The organism is Arthrobacter sp. P4_H3 (genome assembly GCF_056400885.1).
Window position 1 is genome coordinate 190906 of sequence record NZ_JBFUKK010000009.1, and the last position, 21154, is coordinate 212059.

The window sequence follows — 21154 nt, forward strand, 5'->3', positions numbered from 1 at the left end:
ACTACTCGCCGCGGTTCTTCTGGATGATCTCGTCGGCAAATGCCTTCGGGACCTCGGCGTAGCTGTGGAACGTCATGGAGTACACAGCGCGGCCCTGGGTCTTTGAACGCAGGTCGCCGATGTAGCCGAACATGCCGGACAGCGGGACGTGTGCGCGGATGACCTTGACGCCCTGGGCATCCTCCATCGACTGCATCTGGCCACGACGGGAGTTGAGGTCACCGATAACTTCACCCATGTATTCCTCAGGGGTGCGGACCTCGACATCCATCAGCGGTTCGAGCAGGATGGGGTTCGCCTTGCGTGCAGCTTCCTTGAAAGCCATACGGCCGGCGATCTTGAACGCCATTTCCGAGGAGTCAACATCGTGGTACGCGCCGTCAATCAGCGTGGCCTTGATGCCGACAACCGGGTAGCCGGCCAGGACGCCGTCGTTCAGTGCATCCTGGATACCTGCGTCAACAGACGGAATGTATTCGCGCGGGATACGGCCACCAGTGACCTTGTTCTCGAACTCGTACAGCTCACCATCGGAAGTATCCAACGGCGCGATCGCGATCTGGATCTTTGCGAACTGACCCGAACCACCGGTCTGCTTCTTGTGCGTGTAGTCGTGACGCTCTACAGCGCGCTTGATGGTTTCGCGGTAAGCAACCTGCGGCTTGCCAACGTTTGCCTCGACCTTGAACTCGCGGCGCATGCGGTCCACCAGGATGTCCAGGTGGAGCTCGCCCATGCCGGCGATGATGGTCTGGCCGGTGTCTTCGTTGAGGGAGACCTGGAAGGTCGGGTCCTCAGCGGAGAGCTTCTGGATGGCCGTGGAGAGCTTCTCCTGGTCACCCTTGGTGTTCGGTTCGATGGCAACCGAGATCACGGGCTCCGGGAAGCTCATGGACTCGAGGACGATCTGGTTGCTGGAGTCGCACAGGGTATCGCCCGTGGTGGTGTCCTTCAGCCCGATCGCTGCGTAGATGTGGCCGGCGGTAGCGCCCTCAACGGGCATTTCCTTGTTGGCGTGCATCTGGAACAGCTTGCCGATGCGCTCCTTCTTGCCCTTGGTGGAGTTGACCACCTGGGCACCTGCCTCCACGTGACCGGAGTACACGCGGATGAAGGTGAGCTGACCGAAGAACGGGTGGGCAGCAATCTTGAAGGCCAGAGCCGAGAACGGCTCCTCCGACGACGGCGCGCGCGTCAGTTCCTTCTCTTCGTCGCGAGGATCGTGACCGATCATCGGGGGGACGTCGAGCGGGTTCGGCAGGTAGTCGACGACGGCATCGAGCATCGGCTGTACGCCACGGTTCTTGAAGGCAGAACCACAGAACACCGGGTACAGCTCGGAGTTGATCGTCATCTTGCGGATGCCGGCCTTGAGCTCATCGACGGTGATTTCTTCACCTTCGAGGTACTTCTCCATGAGCTCTTCGGAAGCCTCGGCAACGGTCTCGACGAGCGTTGCACGGTACTCTTCGGCCTTGGCCTGGAGATCGGCGGGGATCTCCTGGACCTCGTACTTGGCACCCATGGTGACGTCACCCTTGGAGTCACCGGGCCACACCAGGGCGCGCATCTCAAGGAGATCCACGACGCCGATGAAGTCGTTCTCGGCACCGATCGGCAGCTGCATGACCAGCGGCTTGGCGCCGAGGCGGCCAACGATGGTGTCAACGGTGAAGTAGAAGTCAGCGCCGAGCTTGTCCATCTTGTTGACGAAGCAGATACGCGGAACGTTGTACTTGTCAGCCTGGCGCCAGACAGTCTCGGACTGCGGCTCCACGCCTTCCTTGCCATCGAACACGGCAACGGCGCCGTCGAGGACGCGCAGGGAGCGCTCAACCTCAACGGTGAAGTCAACGTGGCCGGGGGTGTCGATGATGTTGATCTGGTTGTTGTCCCAGAAGCAGGTCACGGCGGCAGACGTGATGGTGATGCCGCGTTCCTTTTCCTGTTCCATCCAGTCGGTCGTCGAAGCGCCGTCGTGCGTTTCGCCGATCTTGTGGTTCACACCTGTGTAAAACAGGATGCGCTCGGTGGTGGTGGTCTTGCCGGCATCAATGTGGGCCATGATGCCGATATTGCGGACCTTACTAAGGTCGGTAAGCACGTCCTGTGCCACGGTGTCTCCCTTTCGGATGGACTGCACGTTCGCCGCCGGCTCGTCAGAGCCGGCGGCGTCCGGGAAGTATTACCAGCGGTAGTGTGCGAAGGCCTTGTTGGACTCGGCCATCTTGTGGGTGTCTTCGCGACGCTTGACAGCGGCACCGAGGCCGTTGGATGCATCCAGGATTTCGTTCTGGAGACGCTCGGTCATCGTCTTCTCGCGGCGGGCCTTGGAGTAGCCGACCAGCCAGCGGAGGGCGAGGGCCGTGGAGCGGCCCGGCTTGACCTCAACCGGAACCTGGTAGGTTGCGCCACCAACGCGGCGTGAGCGGACCTCGAGGGAAGGCTTGACGTTGTCCATGGCCTTCTTGAGGGCTGCTACGGGGTCGCCGCCGGACTTGGCGCGGGCGCCTTCGAGTGCACCGTAAACGATGCGCTCAGCGGTGGACTTCTTGCCGTCTACAAGCACCTTGTTGATGAGCTGGGTAACCAGCGGGGAGCCGTATACGGGATCTAGAACTAGCGGCCGCTTGGGGGCCGGACCCTTGCGAGGCATATTACTTCTTCTCCATCTTTGCGCCGTAGCGGCTGCGGGCCTGCTTACGGTTCTTCACACCCTGGGTATCGAGGGCGCCACGGACGATCTTGTAGCGGACACCCGGAAGGTCCTTCACACGACCGCCACGGACGAGCACAATGGAGTGCTCCTGGAGGTTGTGGCCTACACCGGGGATGTATGCAGTAACTTCAACGCCACCGTTAAGGCGCACACGTGCAACCTTACGCAGAGCCGAGTTCGGCTTCTTCGGGGTGGTGGTGTAGACGCGGGTGCAAACACCGCGGCGCATCGGGCTGCCCTTAAGCGCGGGGGCCTTGGTCTTTGAGACCTTAGGCGTGCGGCCCTTGCGGACCAACTGGTTAATCGTAGGCACTCTCGTGTTCTCCGTTTTATCCGGAGCGGCCGCTGACAGCCGCTCTCCTTTTGCTTTGCCCCGCCGCCCGAGCTTTGAAGAATCTCCAGAGCAGCTGAGGCGAAGCCTTAATAGTCGGATCGCACACCGGGGAACCTGACTTGCATCAGCATTGGCCCCTAGGCATGCAAAAATGTGGCATACGTTGCACAAGAACCCTGCAAACCGGAAACGTCGCTCTGGTTCAGCCTCTCAGCTCAACCGGCGCACTCATCCACTGCCACAATAACAATTGGTATCCAGTCTAACATGGACGGCCACCATGCCTTAATCGGCGGCCCTGGCCTAACGGAAAGGCCCCGCCCCTCCGCTGTTTCCAGCGGAGGGGCGGGGCCTGACGGCTATCTAACGGTTAGCGGAAGTCGCTGCCGAGATCGTAGTCATCCAGCGGGATGGCGTGGAACTCAGGAGCTCCGTCGCCGCCCAGTGTGTCGTAGGAGAAGTCGCTGAATGCGCTGGGACCTGTGAACAGGTTGGCCTTTGCTTCTTCAGTCGGTTCCACCGTGACCTCCGTGTAGCGCGGGAGACCCGTGCCGGCGGGGATGAGCTTACCGATGATGACGTTTTCCTTGAGGCCGAGCAGCGGGTCGCTCTTGCCTTCCATGGCCGCCTGCGTCAGGACGCGGGTGGTTTCCTGGAAGGAAGCTGCGGACAGCCAGGACTCGGTGGCCAGGGATGCCTTGGTGATACCCATGAGCTCAGGACGTCCGGAAGCCGGAGTCTTGCCCTCGGACACAACACGGCGGTTGGCGTCTTCGAAGCGGCTGCGCTCGGCCAGCTCACCGGGGAGCAGGTCGGATTCACCGGACTCGATGACCGTGACGCGGCGCAGCATCTGGCGAACGATAACCTCGACGTGCTTGTCGTGGATACCGATGCCCTGGCTGCGGTACACGCCCTGGACTTCGTCCACCAGGAACTTCTGTGCAGCACGGGGGCCCATGATGCGCAGAACCTGCTTGGGGTCGACCGGACCATTGATGAGCTTCTGGCCCACCGTGACGTGCTGGCCGTCTTCAATCAGGAGGCGTGAGCGGCGCAGGACCGGGTAAGCGATCTCTTCGCTGCCGTCATCCGGAGTGATGACCAGGCGCATCTGACGCTCGGACTCTTCGATGGCGATGCGGCCGGCTGCTTCTGCAATCGGTGCGACACCCTTCGGAGTACGTGCTTCAAAGAGCTCCTGGATACGGGGCAGACCCTGGGTGATGTCGTCGCCGCCGCTGGCGGAAACAGCACCACCGGTGTGGAACGTACGCATGGTCAGCTGGGTACCCGGCTCACCGATGGACTGTGCGGCGATGATGCCCACGGCCTCGCCGATGTCCACGGTCTTGCCGGTGGCCAGCGAACGGCCGTAGCACAGGGCGCAGGTGCCGACGCTGGACTCACAGGTGAGTACGGAGCGGACCTTGACCTCGGTGATACCGGCTGCGAACAGTTCGGCAATGACGACGTCGCCGCAGTCGGTGCCGCCGGCAGCCAGGACCTTGCCCTTGGAGTCAACGACATCCACGGCCAAGGTACGGGCGTACGCGCTGTTCTCAACGTTCTCGTCCAGCACCAGCTCGCCGTTGGCGTCAGCCACGGCAATCGGAGTGACGAGGCCGCGCTCGGTGCCGCAGTCCTCTTCACGGACGATGACGTCCTGCGAGACGTCCACCAGACGACGGGTCAGGTAACCCGAGTTGGCGGTACGCAGGGCGGTGTCGGCCAGACCCTTACGGGCACCGTGCGTCGCGATGAAGTATTCCAGCACCGACAGGCCCTCGCGGTAGGAGGACTTGATCGGACGCGGGATGATTTCACCCTTAGGGTTGGCCACCAGGCCACGGATACCCGCGATCTGACGAACCTGCATCCAGTTACCACGTGCACCGGAGGACACCATGCGGTTGATGGTGTTCATCGGCGACAGGTTGTCGCGCATGACCTGGGCGATCTCGTTGGTTGCCTTGTTCCAGATCTCGATCAGTTCCTGGCGACGCTCGTCGTCGTCGATCAGGCCCTTGTCGTACTGGCCCTGGATCTTGGCAGCGCGCTCTTCGTAACCGGCAAGGATGACCGGCTTCTCGGCCGGAACCTCGATGTCGGAGATAGCAACGGTGACGCCTGAACGGGTGGCCCAGTAGAAACCGGCATCCTTCAGGTTGTCCAGCGTTGCCGCGGTAACCACCTTCGGGTAGCGCTCGGCGAGGTCGTTGACGATGCGGGACAGTTCGCCCTTGTCAGCAACAGCCTCAACCCACGGGTAGTCCTCGGGCAGGGTCTCGTTGAAGATGACCTGGCCCAGGGAGGTCTGGACGAGAGCGGTCTGACCCGGCTCCCAGCCTTCCGGAGCTTCCCAGCCGGCGTACGGGACGAAGCCCTCAAGACGGATCTTGACCTGGGAGTTCAGGTGCAGCTCGTGCAGGTCGAACGCCATGATGGCTTCCGAAACCGAGGAGAAGATACGGCCTTCGCCAGCTGAACCGACACGCTTGGTGGTCAGGTGGTAGAGGCCGATGATCATATCCTGCGAAGGAAGCGTCACCGGGCGGCCGTCAGACGGCTTCAGGATGTTGTTCGAGGACAGCATCAGGATGCGTGCTTCAGCCTGGGCTTCGGGGCTCAGCGGCAGGTGCACTGCCATCTGGTCACCGTCGAAGTCAGCGTTGAAGGCGCCACAAACCAGCGGGTGCAGCTGGATTGCCTTACCTTCCACCAGCTGCGGCTCGAACGCCTGGATGCCGAGGCGGTGCAGGGTAGGTGCACGGTTCAGCAGCACAGGGTGCTCGGTGATGATCTCTTCGAGAACGTCCCAGACCTGCGGACGGTAACGCTCAACCATGCGCTTGGCTGACTTGATGTTCTGGGCGTGGTTGAGGTCAACCAGGCGCTTCATCACGAACGGCTTGAAGAGCTCCAGTGCCATCTGCTTCGGCAGGCCACACTGGTGCAGCTTCAGCTGCGGACCGACAACGATAACCGAACGGCCGGAGTAGTCGACGCGCTTACCCAGGAGGTTCTGGCGGAAGCGGCCCTGCTTGCCCTTGAGCATGTCGCTCAGGGACTTCAGCGGACGGTTGCCCGGTCCGGTGACCGGACGGCCACGGCGGCCGTTGTCGAAGAGGCTGTCAACAGCTTCCTGAAGCATGCGCTTCTCGTTGTTGACGATGATCTCCGGAGCACCCAGGTCAAGCAGGCGCTTGAGACGGTTGTTGCGGTTGATCACGCGGCGGTACAGGTCGTTGAGGTCGGAGGTCGCGAAGCGGCCACCGTCCAGCTGGACCATGGGGCGCAGTTCCGGCGGGATCACCGGTACGGCGTCCAGCACCATGCCGAGCGGGCTGTTGTTGGTGGTCAGGAATGCGTTGACAACCTTCAGTCGCTTCAGGGCACGGGTCTTGCGCTGGCCCTTGCCGTTGGCAATGATGTCGCGCAGGGAGTCCGACTCGGCCTGCATGTCGAAGTTCTCAAGACGCTTCTTGATGGCTTCGGCACCCATGGAGCCTTCGAAGTACATGCCGTAGCGGTCGCGCAGTTCGCGGTACAGGCCTTCGTCACCTTCGAGGTCGGCGACCTTCAGGTTCTTGAAGCGGTCCCAGACCTGCTCGAGGCGCTCGATGTCGGCGTCGGCGCGCTTACGCACGTTGGCCATCTGACGGTCCGCGGAATCGCGGGCCTTCTTCTTGTCGGCAGCCTTGGCGCCTTCGCCTTCGAGACGGGCAAGCTCGTTCTCGAGGTCGCGGGCGATCGTGGCGATGTCGGAGTCGCGGTTGTCGACCAGCTGCTTCTTCTCGATGTCGTGCTCAACCTGCAGGTTGGGCAGTTCTTCGTGACGGCTGTCGGCGTCGACGCTCGTGATCATGTAGGCAGCGAAGTAGATGACCTTTTCGAGGTCCTTCGGTGCCAGGTCAAGGAGGTAGCCCAGGCGGGACGGAACACCCTTGAAGTACCAGATGTGCGTGACCGGGGCGGCCAGCTCGATGTGGCCCATGCGCTCACGGCGGACCTTTGCACGGGTGACCTCAACGCCACACCGCTCGCAAATGATGCCCTTGAAGCGCACGCGCTTGTACTTGCCGCAGTAGCATTCCCAGTCGCGGGACGGGCCAAAGATCTTCTCGCAGAAGAGGCCGTCCTTCTCGGGCTTGAGCGTGCGGTAGTTGATGGTTTCCGGCTTCTTAACCTCGCCGTAAGACCAGCCACGGATGTCTTCCGCGGTGGCGAGGCCGATCTGCATGAGGCCGAAGGAGGATTCGCTGGACATATGGTCCCTGTTCTCTCTTGTTCTCTAAATTCTGAAGTCTTGGGTTACGGGAAGAGGGAGGTTGTGTCCGACGGCGGGTGGTCACCCGCCGTCGGACACAATCTGCTAAACCTCTTCTACGGAACTGGGCTCTGCACGAGACAGATCGATGCCCAGTTCTTCCGCAGCCGTGAAGACTGCGTCATCAGAGTCACGCATTTCAATTGTGGTTCCGTCCGTGGAAAGTACTTCCACGTTCAGGCACAGCGACTGCATTTCCTTGATCAAGACCTTGAAGGACTCAGGAACGCCCGGCTCGGGGATGTTCTCGCCCTTGACGATTGCTTCGTAGACCTTCACACGACCGTGGATATCATCCGACTTGATCGTGAGGAGCTCCTGGAGCGTGTAGGCGGCGCCGTAAGCTTCGAGCGCCCACACTTCCATTTCACCGAAGCGCTGGCCACCGAACTGTGCCTTACCACCCAGCGGCTGCTGCGTGATCATGGAGTACGGGCCGGTGGAGCGTGCGTGGATCTTGTCGTCCACCAGGTGGTGGAGCTTCAGGATGTACATGTAGCCGACCGAGATCGGATCCGGGAACGGCTCGCCGGAGCGGCCGTCAAACAGGCGGGTCTTGCCGGATGAGTTGATCAGGCGGACACCGTCGCGGGTCACGTTCGTGGAATCGAGCAGGCCCGTGATTTCCTCTTCACGCGCACCGTCGAAGACCGGCGTTGCAACAGTGGTCGAGCCACTCTCGCGCGGCAGGTTCGGCAGCTGCTTGACCCATTCGGGCTCGCCTTCGATCTTCCAACCGGTCTTGGCAACCCAGCCGAGGTGCGTTTCGAGCACCTGGCCGACGTTCATACGGCCCGGAACACCCAGCGGGTTCAGGACGATATCAACGGGGGTCCCGTCGGCAAGGAAGGGCATGTCTTCGATCGGGAGGATCTTGGAGATAACACCCTTGTTGCCGTGACGGCCGGCGAGCTTGTCGCCGTCGGTGATCTTGCGCTTGGCGGCCACGTAGACGCGGACCAACTGGTTGACGCCCGGGGGCAGTTCGTCGTCGTTGTCGCGGTCGAAGACGCGGACGCCGATGACGGTGCCGGACTCGCCGTGCGGAACCTTCAGGGAAGTATCGCGGACTTCGCGGGACTTCTCACCGAAGATGGCACGCAGCAGGCGCTCTTCCGGGGTCAGTTCGGTTTCACCCTTCGGGGTGACCTTTCCGACCAGGATGTCGCCGGCTTCAACCTCGGCACCGATGTGGATGATGCCGCGCTCGTCCAGGCCAGCCAGGACTTCCTCGGACACGTTGGGGATGTCACGGGTGATTTCCTCGGCACCAAGCTTGGTGTCGCGGGCATCGATCTCGTGCTCCTCGATGTGGATGGAGGAAAGAACGTCCTCGGCAACAATGCGCTGCGAGAGGATGATGGCGTCCTCGAAGTTGTGGCCTTCCCATGACATGAATGCCACGAGCAGGTTCTTACCGAGGGCGAGTTCACCCTGGTCCGTTGCCGGGCCGTCAGCGATGATGCCGCCGACCTCCAGACGCTGGCCTTCGCTCACCAGGACACGGTTGTTGTAGCAGTTGCCCTGGTTGGAGCGTGCGAACTTGTTGATGCGGTAGTTGGTTTCCGTACCGTCATCGTTGAGCATGATGACCAGCTCAGCTGAGACCTCGGTAACCACACCGGCCTTCTTCGCGATGGTGACATCACCGGCGTCGACGGCGGCGGCGCGCTCCATGCCGGTGCCCACGAACGGGGCCTCGGAACGGACCAGCGGCACGGCCTGGCGCTGCATGTTGGCACCCATGAGTGCGCGGTTAGCATCGTCATGCTCGAGGAACGGGATCAGTGCGGTAGCCACGGACACCATCTGGCGCGGGGAAACGTCCATGAACTCGACGTCGGCGGCGGGAACCAGCACGGGCTCGCCTCCACCACCACGGGCGCGGACCAGGACGGTCTCTTCGGCGAACTTCTTGTTCTCGTCCAGCGGAGCGTTGGCCTGTGCGATCAGGACCTCTGCTTCGTCGTCGGCCGTCAGGTACTCGACCTCGTCGGAAACGACGCCCTCGGACACGAGACGGTAAGGCGTCTCGATGAAGCCGAAGGGGTTGATGCGGCCGTAGGAAGCCAACGAACCGATCAGACCAATGTTCGGGCCTTCAGGAGTTTCGATGGGGCACATACGTCCGTAGTGGGACGGGTGAACGTCTCGAACTTCCATGCCTGCACGGTCACGGGACAGACCACCCGGGCCAAGCGCGGACAGACGGCGCTTGTGGGTCAGACCCGACAGCGGGTTGTTCTGGTCCATGAACTGCGACAGCTGGGAGGTTCCGAAGAACTCCTTGATGGCTGCCACAACGGGGCGGATGTTGATCAGCGTCTGCGGCGTGATGGCCTCGACGTCCTGCGTGGTCATACGCTCGCGGACAACGCGCTCCATACGGGACAGGCCGGTGCGGACCTGGTTCTCGATGAGCTCGCCGACGGCGCGGATGCGGCGGTTGCCGAAGTGGTCGATGTCATCGATCTCAACGCGCAGCTCGTGGTCCTGGCCGTCGCGCTTGCCCGTGAGGGTCTTCTCGCCGGCGTGCAGTGCAACCAGGAACTTGATCATTGCAACGATGTCTTCAACGTGCAGGACCGAGGCTTCCTTGTCACCAAGGGAGCGGTCGATGCCAAGCTTGCGGTTGATCTTGTACCGGCCGACCTTGGCCAGATCGTAGCGCTTGGAGTTGAAGTACAGGTTGTCCAGCAGGGACTGGGCAGCCTCGACGGTGGGCGGCTCGCCCGGTCGCAGCTTCCGGTAGATGTCCAGCAAGGCGTCTTCGCGGGTTTCGGTGGCGTCCTTCTCCAGCGTTGCGCGCATGGAGTCGTACTGGCCGAATTCTTCGAGGATCTGGCCTTCGGTCCAGCCGAGGGCCTTCAGCAGCACCGTGACTGACTGCTTGCGCTTACGGTCAAGGCGCACGCCGACCTGGTCGCGCTTGTCGATCTCGAGCTCGAACCAGGCACCGCGGGACGGGATGATCTTCGCAGTGAAGATGTCCTTGTCGCTGGTCTTGTCAGCGGTGCGCTCGAAGTAGGCGCCCGGGGAACGGACCAGCTGGGAGACAACGACACGCTCGGTGCCGTTGACGACGAAGGTGCCCTTCTCGGTCATCAGCGGGAAGTCACCCATGAACACGGTCTGCTGCTTGATTTCGCCCGTGTTGTTGTTCATGAATTCGGCTTTAACGTACAGCGGAGCCGAGTACGTAGCGTCCCGGTCCTTGCACTCAGCCATGGTGTATTTGGGGTCAGCGAACTCCGGGTCGGAGAAGCTCAGGGACATGGTGCCCTGGAAATCCTCGATCGGGGAGATCTCTTCGAAGATGTCAGACAGACCGGAGCTAGTGGCGACACTGAGGTCGCCTTCTTCGACGGCCTTCGCAACGCGTGCCTGCCAGCGTTCGTTTCCGACCAGCCAGTCGAAGCTGTCCGTTTGCAGGGCAAGCAGATTCGGAACGTCAAGAGGTTCGTGAATCTTTGCGAATGAGAGCCGGCGAGTGGCACCATCGGTGCTGTCGGCATTGATAGCGGTAGCGTTGTTTACATTAGAGGTGCTCGAGGCGACCAAGAGGGATCCTTCCACAGACCTTCAGGCGTTTTCAGATCTCCCCCGTTGAAAGCCCTGCAGAATGACTCCGCAGTGCTACCAGTCCGGTTCCGCTATATGACCCGGGACCCAGGCTGTCCATGATGTTGCACGTCTCGGACGGCACGTCGATGGATCAGCTGCTAGGCAAAGCCCACCGCTATATGAAGGCTGAAGGTAAACAGGGAAGACGCAAATATCTACGATACGGCAAAACGGCGTACGTGTCTACCCCACTTCCCCGGTTATTGCAAGCACCGTTGCCGAAGGCACCTAATTGCCGCAGCCCCCGGCCTGCGTCCCCTACAGCCTGAGCGTCACGCCCGCTGCGGTGCATTCGCCCGCGTTGGCGAACACCGCATCGCGGACTAGGTCCTTTGACTCCTGCTCGGGCTGGGCGCCCTTATTAACTGCCGATGAGTGATCAATGGCGAGGACCTTGAGCGACGCGAACAGACCCACCAGATTCCCCGTCACAGTGTCTTGGGCGTCGTCCGCGGCTAAATATACGTCCTCGTAGGCGTTCGAATCGTTCTGGATCGCCTTGTACTCGGCGTACAGGGAATTGAATTTCTCGCATGCCTCCTTCACGGCGGAGGCTCCTGAGGCGGACGCGGATTTCGACGACGATTTGGAGGCCGACGGCGACGAGGCCGGCGCGCTGGACGATTCCGTTTTCGGCGCGCTGGTTTCGGTTCCGGAACCGATCTCGGGTCCTGTGGCAGCGCAGGCAGTGAGCCCGGACAGAGCAGCGAATCCCAAGACTGCAAGTATCTTCTTCAATTGAGCTCCTGTTTCCCCACAACGCCTTCCCCGGAACGGACATATCAGACGGACATGCCCGAGGGGAGTATCCGTCCCAACCCTACCCATCGGTTTCAGCGGCCGCACGGCGACGGCATGGGCTGTTCTATCCATCCACGGCACGGAATGGACCCTGCCCCGAGTGCGTTTGAATGGATAGGTGATTCGGCTCACGATAACCTTGGCGTACATCGTCACAGATCGGAAGAGATAACCATGAGCAACTCCGCAGACGACAACGATGTTGTCATCCTCGCCGCGGCCCGCACGCCGCAGGGCCGCCTCAACGGCCAGCTGGCCAGCTTCACGGCGGTGGAACTCGGAGCGCATGCCATCAAGGCGGCCCTCGCCGCCAGCGGGGTCGGCGCAGACAAGGTGGACGCTGTGATCATGGGCCAGGTCCTGCAGGCCGGAGCCGGCCAGAACCCGGCGCGGCAGAGCGCAATCGCTGCCGGCATCGGCTGGAACGTCCCCACGGTCACCATCAACAAGGTGTGTCTTTCGGGTCTCACGGCAGTGATTGACGCAGCCCGCATGATCCGCAGCGGTGATGCCGCCGTCGTCGTCGCCGGAGGACAGGAATCCATGACCCGGGCACCGCACATCCTGCCGGGGTCCCGGCAAGGCTGGACTTACGGGGCCATCCAGGCGCTGGACGTGGCGGCGCATGACGGCCTGACCGATGCCTTCGACGGTCACTCCATGGGCCTCTCGACGGAAAGCAAGAACCTGGTCCTCGGCATCGACCGGACCTCGCAGGACAATGTGGCCGCCCAGTCGCACCAGCGTGCCGCGCTGGCGGCAAAGAACGGCGTCTTCGACGACGAGATCGCACCGATCAGCGTCAAGCAGCGCAAGGGCGACCCCATCGTTGTCTCCACCGATGAGGGCGTGCGCCCCAATACAACGGTCGAGTCGCTGGCCGGCCTCCGTGCCGCCTTCGTCAGCGACGGCACCATCACGGCGGGGAACTCCTCTCCCCTGTCCGATGGCGCCTCGGCCCTGGTGCTGACCACCAGGAAATTCGCGAAGGACAACGCCCTGGACTACCTTGCGGTGGTGGGCAAGCCTGGCCAGGTGGCCGGCCCGGACAACTCCCTGCACTCGCAACCCTCGAACGCCATCAGGAACGCCCTCGAACGTGCGGGGTGGACCACCGAGGATCTCGACTTCATTGAGATCAACGAGGCCTTCGGTTCAGTTGCCGTCCAGTCGCTCAAGGACCTCAAGTACCCGCTGGAGAAATGCAACATCCACGGCGGCGCCATCGCCCTGGGGCACCCAATCGGTGCGTCAGGTGCGCGCCTGGCCGGACACGCCGCCCACGAGCTGAAACGCCGGGGAACCGGCAAGGCCGCCGTTTCCCTCTGCGGCGGCGGAGGCCAGGGCGAGGCCCTCCTCCTTTACCGGGACTGATGGCGGCCTCACCGGCGGGCGCGGCGGGCGGCGCAGGCAGGGAACGGTTCATTGCCGACGCCGCAGTGCGGGGCCTCAACGTCGAAATAGTGGAGCGGCTCGCAGCCAGGAGCCTTGCGGAGGCCGCCGGCATCCTGGGCATTACGCCGGCGGACATTGTGAAGTCCCTGGTAGTGAAGCACAAGGACGGAAGTTTCCTCTTTGCTTTGATACCCGGCGACCGGCAGATCTCCTGGCCCAAGCTGAGGGGGCTTGTGGGGGTCAACAAGCTCTCGCTGCCGCCCGCCGACGTCGCCCTGGAAGCCACAGGCTACGAACGCGGCACCATCACGCCGTTGGGGAGCACCACGCCGTGGCCGGTGTACGCGGACCGGACCATCACCGGGAGGCGCATTTCCATGGGCGCCGGGGAGCATGGCTACAGCGCGTTCGTGGATGCCGATGCGTTGACCACTGCGCTGGACGCCGTGGTCGCGGACATCTCCGACCCAACTAAGTAGCAGCAGGTGTCGTTTTCAGCCGTCAAAACGACACCTGCTGCTACTCAGTTGGGTTAAACGCAGGAAACCCCGCCCACCGGAGTGGACGGGGTTTCCCGGAGCCGTTCGGAAAGCTGGACGCCTTCCGGAGCAGAGAGTGTTACTTGAGGGTAACGGTGGCGCCGGCAGCTTCGAGCTGCTCCTTGGCCTTCTCTGCAGCTTCCTTGGTGACGCCTTCGAGGACGGCCTTCGGAGCGCTGTCGACAACGTCCTTGGCTTCCTTGAGGCCCAGGGAAGTGATGGCGCGAACTTCCTTGATCACTGCGATCTTCTTGTCGCCAGCAGCTTCGAGAACGACGTCGAATTCGGTCTTCTCTTCGGCTTCTTCAGCAGCACCGGCAGCGGGGCCAGCAACGGCAACAGCAGCAGCGGTTACTTCGAAGGTCTCTTCGAAGAGCTTGACGAACTCGGAGAGCTCGATGATGGTCAGTTCCTTGAAAGCTTCAATGAGCTCTTCGTTGGTGAGCTTCGCCATGGTGTGGCGTCCTTCCTATAGGTGGTGCTCGGCGGCCTGGGCCGTTGCCTTACACCGGAGTCTGATGTGAAAGAGAGTTAGTTCTCTTCGGTGGCTGCGGCTTCGGCCGGAGCTTCGGTCTCTGCTGCTTCTGCGGCCGGGGCTTCTTCAGCGGCGGGCGCTTCGGCTGCTGCCGGTGCACCGTTCTCTTCTTCAAGCTTGAGGCGCAGGGCGTCAATGATGCGTGCAGCAGCGGCAGCAGGAGCCTTGAGGATCCCTGCAACCTTGGCGAGCTGCAGCTCGCGGGACTCGAGTGCTGCCAGGGCAGCAACTTCGCTGGCGTTCAGTGCCTTGCCCTCGAAGTAGCCGGTCTTGATAACCAGCTGCTTGTTGGTCTTGGCAAAATCCGTCAGGCTCTTGGCCGCTGCAACTGCGTCACCCTTGATGAACGCGATTGCAGTGGGGCCGGCGAGCTGACCGTCGAATGCTTCGACACCAGCTTCCTTGGCTGCAATGGCGGTCAGGGTGTTCTTGACGACCGAGAACTTGGTGTCCTGGCCGAGAGAAACACGCAGCTGCTTGAGCTGTGCAACAGTGAGCCCACGGTATTCGGTCAGGACAGCGGCGTTCGATTCCTTGAAATCGTTAGTGATCTCAGCTACTGCTGAAACCTTTGCAGGCGTTGCCATAACCCTCCTTCCGGGGATAGTGCCGGTATACCGGGTCCCCGCTCAGGTGAGCTAAAACTAAAAAACGCCCCGCGCAGATGCACGGGGCTTGGCTCAACACAGTTTAACCGCGGAGCTTTGCTTCGTTCACCTGCGCCGGCCGCCCTATGTTCAGGGTCCTTCGTCCGGAAACCCACTGGCTCTCCCGCACACAACTGCAGTATTGAGCAATGCTCAGGAGAGTGGATTTCCAACAACCGACGGTCTTTGGTAGTTCAAGCTTACGGGCAACGCGGCCCGTACTCCAAATCGGTCTCCATGCGGGAGGTGAGGCTGCTGCCCAGCGCCGCTCAGCTGCTGCTCGGCCCGAAGTCCGGGAGGTCCTTCTGCCAGATTCCCGTGACACCTGCAGTGGTGAAACCCAGCTGCTGGTTCACCTTAAGCAAATACCGGTTCTCCGGGGCGTTCCACGTGTAGATGACCCTGGCATCGGGGAACTGTTCCGTAAGGCGTTCCATGTTGGCCACCTTGATCAGCAGGCCCAGCTTGTTGCCCCGGTGTTCCTGCATCACCACCGTGTCATCCTGGAACACCACGTCCTGCCGCTGGGACAGCACGCTGATGGTGGTCAGCCCCACCAGCATTCCGGTGGCGAGGTGTTCGACGGCGGTGACCACCGTGCGCCGTCCCTGCGCGATGGTGGCCTCTTCAGCTTCCCTGATCATGGCGCCGTCGAACACCAGCTGCTCTTCGGTCCTCGACGACGGTGTAGTGTCCTCACCTGCCTGGTTTTCCAGCGCGGCGACGGCATCAAGCCATTGGTCCGGACACCTGTCCGTCCAATGATGGAGCCGGTAGCGGCCCGCATTGGCCTGCTCGGCTTCGTCCTCCAGCTCCGCGACCAGCTTGCTGTCCAACGGCAGCAGGCACGAGCTGAACTGCTCGATGTGCTGCAGGGTGTAGCCCGTCTTGCGGGCAAACTCCACTTCCCGGCTACCCAGCGGCACAAAACCCTGGCCTGAGCCGGGGACCAGCTGGTCGTCGATGTCGCTGTTCAGCGAGACGCCGGGATGATTGGTGTCGATCAGGATCATGGTCCGGCCTTCGCCACGGGCAAACTGCTCTGCAGCCTCCAACAGCTGGCGTCCGACGCCCTGGCGCTGGAACTCCGGCAGGATATCCAGCGTGAACTCAGCCAGGTCGAGGTTGTCTGCCAGGGGCAGGGCAATATCCACCGCGCCCACTATGTCGCCGTCGATCTTTGCAACGAGGATGACTTGGCGTTCGTAGGGGTCGGCAAGTTCGAGGAGCTTTTCAAGGGGGGTGTAGGCGAGGTCATCGCTCCCCCACGTCTGCATCCGCACTTTGCGGCCAACTTCGACGGCGGCCAGGAAATCGGCGCTGTCGGGCCCGTCCAGGGAATCGGGAATCCAGAGTTGTTCGATCCGTACGTCTTGAGCCATAAAGGGCGTCATTCCAGTCGTTTCTGCCACTCACCTTCAAAGCCAGCGGGCTTGAATCCAAGCGAAATATTTATCGCCAGCATATGCCGGTTTTCGCTGGCATTCCACGTAATGACAGACCCGGCGGCAGGGCAGACCTCCTGGGCGCGCCGGAAGTTTGCGATCTTGGCCAGCATGCCCAGGCGGTGGCCGCGGCGCGGTCCTGCCACCAGCGTGTCCTCCTGGATCAGCGTACCGGGCCGCTCCGGCCGTTAGCTCAGCACCGTGTAGGCCGCCAGTCGGCCACCAGTTCGCCGAACTCCAGGAACTCTCCGGCATCAGGGGCATCGAGGGACGCGGGCAGGACGAGGGGTTCTATAAGGTACGGCGCTGCAGTCACGGGGACAGCCTAACTGCCGTGGAAACCCCAGCAAACGGGACCAGAAGGGGAAAAGCAGAAAGACCGCCCCGCAGATGCGGGACGGTCTTTGCTACGAGCCTGGTGAGGATTAGACCTCGGTCAGGACCTTGGTGACGTTAGGGTCAACCGAGATGCCCGGGCCAAACGTGGTTGCCACGGTGGCCTTCTGGATGTAGCGGCCCTTGGAAGCGGACGGCTTCAGGCGAAGGACCTCTTCCAGTGCTGCTGCGTAGTTCTCGGCCAGCTTGAGGGCGTCAAACGAAACCTTGCCGATGATGAAGTGCAGGTTGGAGTGCTTGTCGACGCGGAAGTCGATCTTGCCACCCTTGATGTCGTTGACAGCCTTGGCGACGTCAGCGGTCACGGTGCCGGTCTTCGGGTTCGGCATCAGGTTACGCGGACCCAGGACCTTACCGAGGCGGCCAACCTTGCCCATGAGGTCAGGGGTGGCGACGGCGGCGTCGAAGTCGGTCCAGCCGGCTGCGATCTTTTCGATCAGGTCATCGGAACCAACGAAGTCGGCGCCGGCAGCGATTGCTGCTTCTGCCTTGTCGCCCGTTGCGAAGACGAGGACGCGGGCAACCTTACCGGTGCCGTGCGGCAGGTTAACGGTGCCGCGGACCATCTGGTCGGCCTTACGCGGGTCTACACCCAGGCGGAAAGCGACCTCAACGGTGGCGTCGAACTTGGACGGGTTGGTGTCCTTGGCGAGCGTCACTGCCTCGAACGGCGCGTAGAACTTCTCCGCGTCGATCTTGGCGGCGGCTGCCTCATATGCTTTGCTGCGCTTTGCCATGCTGCTTATTCTCCTTGTGCAGTTGTGGTCTGCGGACCGCGCTGGGCCCTGCCACAGTCAGCATCCCGGTGCGGAATCCTGACATTTCAATGTTTCAGTGGTGCCGGTCGCCCGGCGGTGCTGTCCGGCGTCGTCATCGGTTACTTATGTGTCCGATTTCCAGCGCCGCATCAGCGGTGGGGAATTAACCCTCGACGGTGATACCCATGGAGCGGGCGGTACCGGCGATGATCTTCGCTGCGCCTTCGAGGCTCGTGGCGTTGAGGTCTTCCATCTTGGTGGTGGCGATCTCGTTGACCTGGGCCTGGGTCAGCTTGGCAACCTTGACGGTGTGCGGGGTAGCTGAACCCTTGGCGACGCCTGCAGCCTTTTTGATGAGCTCTGCAGCCGGCGGGGTCTTGGTGATGAACGTGAACGAGCGGTCTTCGTAGACCGTGATTTCAACAGGAATAACGTTGCCGCGCTGGGTTTCCGTCGCAGCGTTGTACGCCTTGCAGAATTCCATGATGTTGACACCGTGCTGGCCAAGCGCAGGACCGATCGGCGGGGCCGGGTTAGCGGCGCCTGCCTGGATCTGCAGCTTGATGAGGCCGGTGACCTTCTTCTTGGGAGCCAATGTAGGGTCCTTCTCTCAATTTCGTCCTGGGACACAGGAGCGTGCCTCAGGTTGGTGGCCGCCATGGCGAGGCGACCGGCCGCGTCGTAGCTGCTAAGCGGGCAGCCACGGAGCGAATTCTGTGGGTTGTGCTAGATCTTGGAGACCTGGTTGAACGCCAGGGTGACCGGCGTCTCGCGTTCGAAGATGGATACCAGAACCACGAGGGTCTGGGATTCGATCTTGATCTCGGAGATCGTGGCGGGGAGGGTCTCGAACGGCCCTTCCTTGACGATGACGGACTCGCCGACTTCAAAGTCAACGTCGATCTGGGCGGCCGCGTGCTTGACGGGCTTGCCCTTCTCTGCCTGCTCTTCTTCGAAGACCGGGGCCAGCATGGAGAAGACCTCGTCCAGACGCAGCGGCACGGGGTTGTGGGCGTTGCCCACGAAGCCGGTGACACCGGGGGTGTGGCGAACGGCGCCCCACGAGGCATCCGTCAGGTCCATGCGGACCAGGACGTAGCCGGGAATGCGGACGCGGTTGATGACCTTGCGCTGGGCGTTCTTGATCTCCACGACTTCTTCCATGGGAACCTGGATTTCGAAGATGTAATCTTCCATGTCCAGGGTCTGGATGCGGGTTTCAAGGTTGGCCTTGACGCGGTTTTCGTAACCGGCGTAGGAGTGGATGACGTACCAGTCGCCTTCCTGGCGACGCAGCTTGGCCTTGAATTCCTCGGCCGGATCAACCTCAGCCTTGGCGGCCGCGGCTGCCAGTGCGTCGGCCTCTTCATCGCCAGCGTCGGCGTCAGCGTCGGCTTCAGAGGAATCGTCGATGGAATCGGGCGCAGCAGACTCAACCTCGGACTCTTCCCCGGCTACCGCCACGGCGTCCTGGTTATCATCCAGCTCAGTCTCAGTTACCTCGAGCTCCTGCTCAGACACTTGGTCTCCTGCTTCCTCATTGCTAAACATGCCTATTTAAATGGCTCAATTCCGCACACCCCGTGAATGCTTCCGGATTTCCCGGAGCATTCCACGCAGTCTGCGGACGGATCGCCTTAGCGGTCCGTGGGGCCTGTGCCGCCGAAGACCCAGCTCACTCCGGTCCCGAACGCCAGGTCCAGGACGGTAACGATGAGCATCATGATGACCACGAACACCAGCACCACGAGCGTGTAGTTGATCAGTTCCTTGCGGGTGGGTGCTACGACCTTCTTCAGTTCGCCGATGACCTGGCGGACGAAGAGTGCGATGCGAGCGAAGAAGCCTGCCTTAGCGGCATTCTTGGCGGGGCGGCCCTTGGAGCTGCTTGCAGCCGTTTCGGTCACCTGGTCCTCACTTATCCTCGCAAATGTCGGATACCCGGCTCTGAACTGAACCATGGTTGCTGCGCTGGCTCCGGCTCACCGCCGGAACCGCTTGCGCAGGGCAGACAGGACTCGAACCTGCAACCTGCGGTTTTGGAGACCGCTGCGCTACCAATTGCGCCACTACCCTATGGATCGAAAACCAATCACACCATACTTCCCGAAAACTTCACGGGGCGCAGGCCATCATCGTGTTTTCAACACCGGAGAACTAGTCTACGCAACAACTGCGCTTACGTCGAACCAGCCTCATTTTGGACCTTCGTTGCCGCTGCCGGGAGCCGCAGACCGGGACACGGTCACATTCCTGGCCGCCACGCTGAACGATCCGCTGAACAGCATAGAGTAGATCTCGTCGAATCCCACAACCAGCCATCGAGCTGCAAGCGAAGAATGGACCCCGCCATGCCTGCCGCCCGCGTTTCCCAACGCATTTCCGCTATCGCCGAATCCGCCACCCTTGCCGTTGATGCCAAGGCCAAGGCACTCAAGGCAGCCGGACGGCCGGTCATCGGCTTCGGCGCCGGGGAACCCGACTTCCCGACGCCCGGCTACATCGTGCAGGCCGCCATTGAGGCCGCCAGCCAGCCGAAGTACCACCGCTACTCCCCCGCCGGAGGCCTGCCGGAGCTCAAGCAGGCCATTGCCGCGAAGACTCTCCGGGACTCCGGCTACAAGGCCGAGGCATCCCAAGTTTTAGTGACCAACGGCGGCAAGCAGGCCGTGTACAACACCTTTGCCACGCTGGTAGACCCGGGCGACGAAGTCATTGTCCCCACCCCGTTCTGGACCACATACCCGGAGGCCATCCGCCTGGCCGGCGGCGTGCCGGTTGAAGTTTTCGCCGGACCCGAGCAGGAATACCTGGTCACCGTCGAGCAGCTTGAAGCCGCCCTCACCGAGCGCACCAAGATCCTGCTGTTCGTCTCGCCGTCGAACCCCACCGGCTCCGTCTACTCGCCCGAACAGGTCCGGGAAATCGGCCTCTGGGCGGCTTCCAAGGGCCTCTGGGTGGTCACGGACGAAATCTACGAACACCTGACCTACGACGGCGTTCCCTTCACCTCCATTGCCACGGCGGTGCCTGAACTCGGCGACAAGGTGGTTATCCTCAACGGCGTTGCCAAGACCTACGCCATGACCGGCTGGCGGGTGGGATGGATGATCGGTCCGGCGGACGTGATCAAGGCGGCCACCAACCTGCAGTCGCACGCCACTTCCAACGTCTCCAACATCATGCAGATTGCTGCCCTCGCGGCCGTCTCGGGCCCGCTCACCGCCGTGGATGAGATGAAGGTGGCTTTCGACCGGCGCCGCAAGGCGATTGTCGCCGGCCTGAACGCGATCGACGGCGTGGAATGCCCGACGCCGACCGGGGCCTTCTACGTCTACGCGGACGTCCGCGGACTGCTGGGCAAGGAGTTTGAGACGGCGAACGGAACCGCCCGCCCGCAGACTTCCGCCGAGCTGGCGGCGCTCATCCTGGACGAGGTTGAAGTTGCGGTTGTTCCGGGCGAGGCCTTTGGCCCTTCCGGCTACCTGCGTCTCTCCTACGCGCTTGGCGACGATGACCTCGCCACCGGCGTGGCCCGGCTGCAGGGCTTCCTCGGCAAGGCCAAGTAGGCACGCTCCCGCATTTTTCGCAGGAAAAACCCGAATGCTCTCTCACCCTGAACTGGTCCGGG

18 protein-coding genes, 1 tRNA gene and 1 pseudogene are annotated in these 21154 nt (G+C 62.2%); 4 read left to right on the forward strand and 16 right to left on the reverse strand.

All coding sequences use genetic code 11. The features are described from left to right. Position 1: 1 nt before the first annotated feature. From fusA to AC1DRE_RS14150, 6 genes are all read right to left on the reverse strand, one after another. Positions 2-2116, reverse strand: coding sequence for an elongation factor G (gene fusA / locus AC1DRE_RS14125; RefSeq protein WP_476985197.1), 2115 nt, complete (start codon positions 2114-2116; stop codon positions 2-4). Positions 2117-2185: 69 nt separating this feature from the next. Further along, positions 2186-2656, reverse strand: coding sequence for a 30S ribosomal protein S7 (gene rpsG / locus AC1DRE_RS14130; protein ID WP_026531948.1), 471 nt, complete (start codon positions 2654-2656; stop codon positions 2186-2188). Between the two features lies 1 nt (position 2657). Continuing rightward, positions 2658-3032 (reverse strand): 30S ribosomal protein S12, encoded by a 375-nt coding sequence (rpsL, locus tag AC1DRE_RS14135; RefSeq protein ID WP_009358312.1) that lies wholly within the window; start codon positions 3030-3032, stop codon positions 2658-2660. 391 nt (positions 3033-3423) lie between these two features. Further along, positions 3424-7323 (reverse strand): DNA-directed RNA polymerase subunit beta', encoded by a 3900-nt coding sequence (locus AC1DRE_RS14140; RefSeq protein WP_104172026.1) that lies wholly within the window; start codon positions 7321-7323, stop codon positions 3424-3426. Positions 7324-7428: 105 nt separating this feature from the next. Then, the gene (rpoB, locus tag AC1DRE_RS14145; RefSeq protein ID WP_104172025.1) at positions 7429-10944 is read right to left on the reverse strand and encodes a DNA-directed RNA polymerase subunit beta; all 3516 of its coding nucleotides are present in this window, start codon (positions 10942-10944) and stop codon (positions 7429-7431) included. 321 nt (positions 10945-11265) lie between these two features. After that, positions 11266-11553 (reverse strand): hypothetical protein, encoded by a 288-nt coding sequence (locus AC1DRE_RS14150; RefSeq protein ID WP_476985198.1) that lies wholly within the window; start codon positions 11551-11553, stop codon positions 11266-11268. Between AC1DRE_RS14150 and AC1DRE_RS14155 the strand changes: the two genes are divergently transcribed. The 3 genes from AC1DRE_RS14155 to AC1DRE_RS14165 all read left to right on the forward strand — a co-directional run bounded on the left by AC1DRE_RS14155 (position 11528) and on the right by AC1DRE_RS14165 (position 13682). Beyond that, positions 11528-11749, forward strand: a complete 222-nt coding sequence (locus AC1DRE_RS14155; protein ID WP_476985199.1) for a hypothetical protein — start codon at positions 11528-11530, stop codon at positions 11747-11749. The two genes, AC1DRE_RS14150 and AC1DRE_RS14155, sit on opposite strands and share 26 nt — an antisense overlap. A 233-nt stretch (positions 11750-11982) precedes the next feature. Beyond that, the gene (locus AC1DRE_RS14160) at positions 11983-13182 is read left to right on the forward strand and encodes an acetyl-CoA C-acetyltransferase (protein WP_476985200.1); all 1200 of its coding nucleotides are present in this window, start codon (positions 11983-11985) and stop codon (positions 13180-13182) included. Then, the gene (locus tag AC1DRE_RS14165; protein ID WP_476985201.1) at positions 13182-13682 is read left to right on the forward strand and encodes an aminoacyl-tRNA deacylase; all 501 of its coding nucleotides are present in this window, start codon (positions 13182-13184) and stop codon (positions 13680-13682) included. Before AC1DRE_RS14160 ends, AC1DRE_RS14165 begins: the two co-directional genes overlap by 1 nt. 139 nt (positions 13683-13821) lie before the next feature. Here AC1DRE_RS14165 and rplL read toward each other — a convergent pair whose 3' ends face one another. The 10 genes and pseudogenes from rplL to AC1DRE_RS14215 all read right to left on the reverse strand — a co-directional run bounded on the left by rplL (position 13822) and on the right by AC1DRE_RS14215 (position 19599). Then, positions 13822-14196: a 50S ribosomal protein L7/L12 gene (gene rplL / locus AC1DRE_RS14170; RefSeq protein WP_078027247.1), complete on the reverse strand. Its 375-nt coding sequence runs from the start codon at positions 14194-14196 to the stop codon at positions 13822-13824. Between the two features lie 77 nt (positions 14197-14273). Continuing rightward, positions 14274-14864: a 50S ribosomal protein L10 gene (gene rplJ / locus AC1DRE_RS14175; protein ID WP_028269591.1), complete on the reverse strand. Its 591-nt coding sequence runs from the start codon at positions 14862-14864 to the stop codon at positions 14274-14276. A gap of 329 nt (positions 14865-15193) precedes the next feature. Next, positions 15194-16306 carry a GNAT family N-acetyltransferase gene (locus AC1DRE_RS14180; RefSeq protein WP_476985202.1) on the reverse strand — a complete coding sequence of 371 codons (1113 nt, stop codon included), beginning with the start codon at positions 16304-16306 and terminating at the stop codon, positions 15194-15196. Positions 16307-16314: 8 nt separating this feature from the next. Next, positions 16315-16590, reverse strand: a pseudogene (locus AC1DRE_RS14185) (GNAT family N-acetyltransferase); the annotation flags it as partial. Next, the gene (locus tag AC1DRE_RS14190; protein ID WP_476985203.1) at positions 16563-16685 is read right to left on the reverse strand and encodes a hypothetical protein; all 123 of its coding nucleotides are present in this window, start codon (positions 16683-16685) and stop codon (positions 16563-16565) included. The pseudogene AC1DRE_RS14185 and the gene AC1DRE_RS14190, both read right to left, overlap by 28 nt. Before the next feature lie 109 nt (positions 16686-16794). After that, positions 16795-17502 carry a 50S ribosomal protein L1 gene (gene rplA / locus AC1DRE_RS14195; RefSeq protein ID WP_104172017.1) on the reverse strand — a complete coding sequence of 236 codons (708 nt, stop codon included), beginning with the start codon at positions 17500-17502 and terminating at the stop codon, positions 16795-16797. Positions 17503-17686: 184 nt separating this feature from the next. Then, positions 17687-18118: a 50S ribosomal protein L11 gene (gene rplK / locus AC1DRE_RS14200; RefSeq protein WP_476985204.1), complete on the reverse strand. Its 432-nt coding sequence runs from the start codon at positions 18116-18118 to the stop codon at positions 17687-17689. 131 nt (positions 18119-18249) lie between these two features. Beyond that, on the reverse strand, positions 18250-19044 hold the full coding sequence (nusG, locus tag AC1DRE_RS14205; protein ID WP_476985205.1) for a transcription termination/antitermination protein NusG: 795 nt from the start codon (positions 19042-19044) through the stop codon (positions 18250-18252). Positions 19045-19160: 116 nt separating this feature from the next. After that, complete coding sequence (gene secE / locus AC1DRE_RS14210; protein WP_476985247.1) at positions 19161-19445, reverse strand: preprotein translocase subunit SecE; 285 nt, start codon at positions 19443-19445, stop codon at positions 19161-19163. Between the two features lie 81 nt (positions 19446-19526). Continuing rightward, positions 19527-19599 (reverse strand) — tRNA-Trp (locus AC1DRE_RS14215). A gap of 275 nt (positions 19600-19874) precedes the next feature. Between AC1DRE_RS14215 and AC1DRE_RS14220 the strand changes: the two genes are divergently transcribed. Then, positions 19875-21092: a pyridoxal phosphate-dependent aminotransferase gene (locus AC1DRE_RS14220; protein WP_476985206.1), complete on the forward strand. Its 1218-nt coding sequence runs from the start codon at positions 19875-19877 to the stop codon at positions 21090-21092. Positions 21093-21154: the final 62 nt, after the last annotated feature.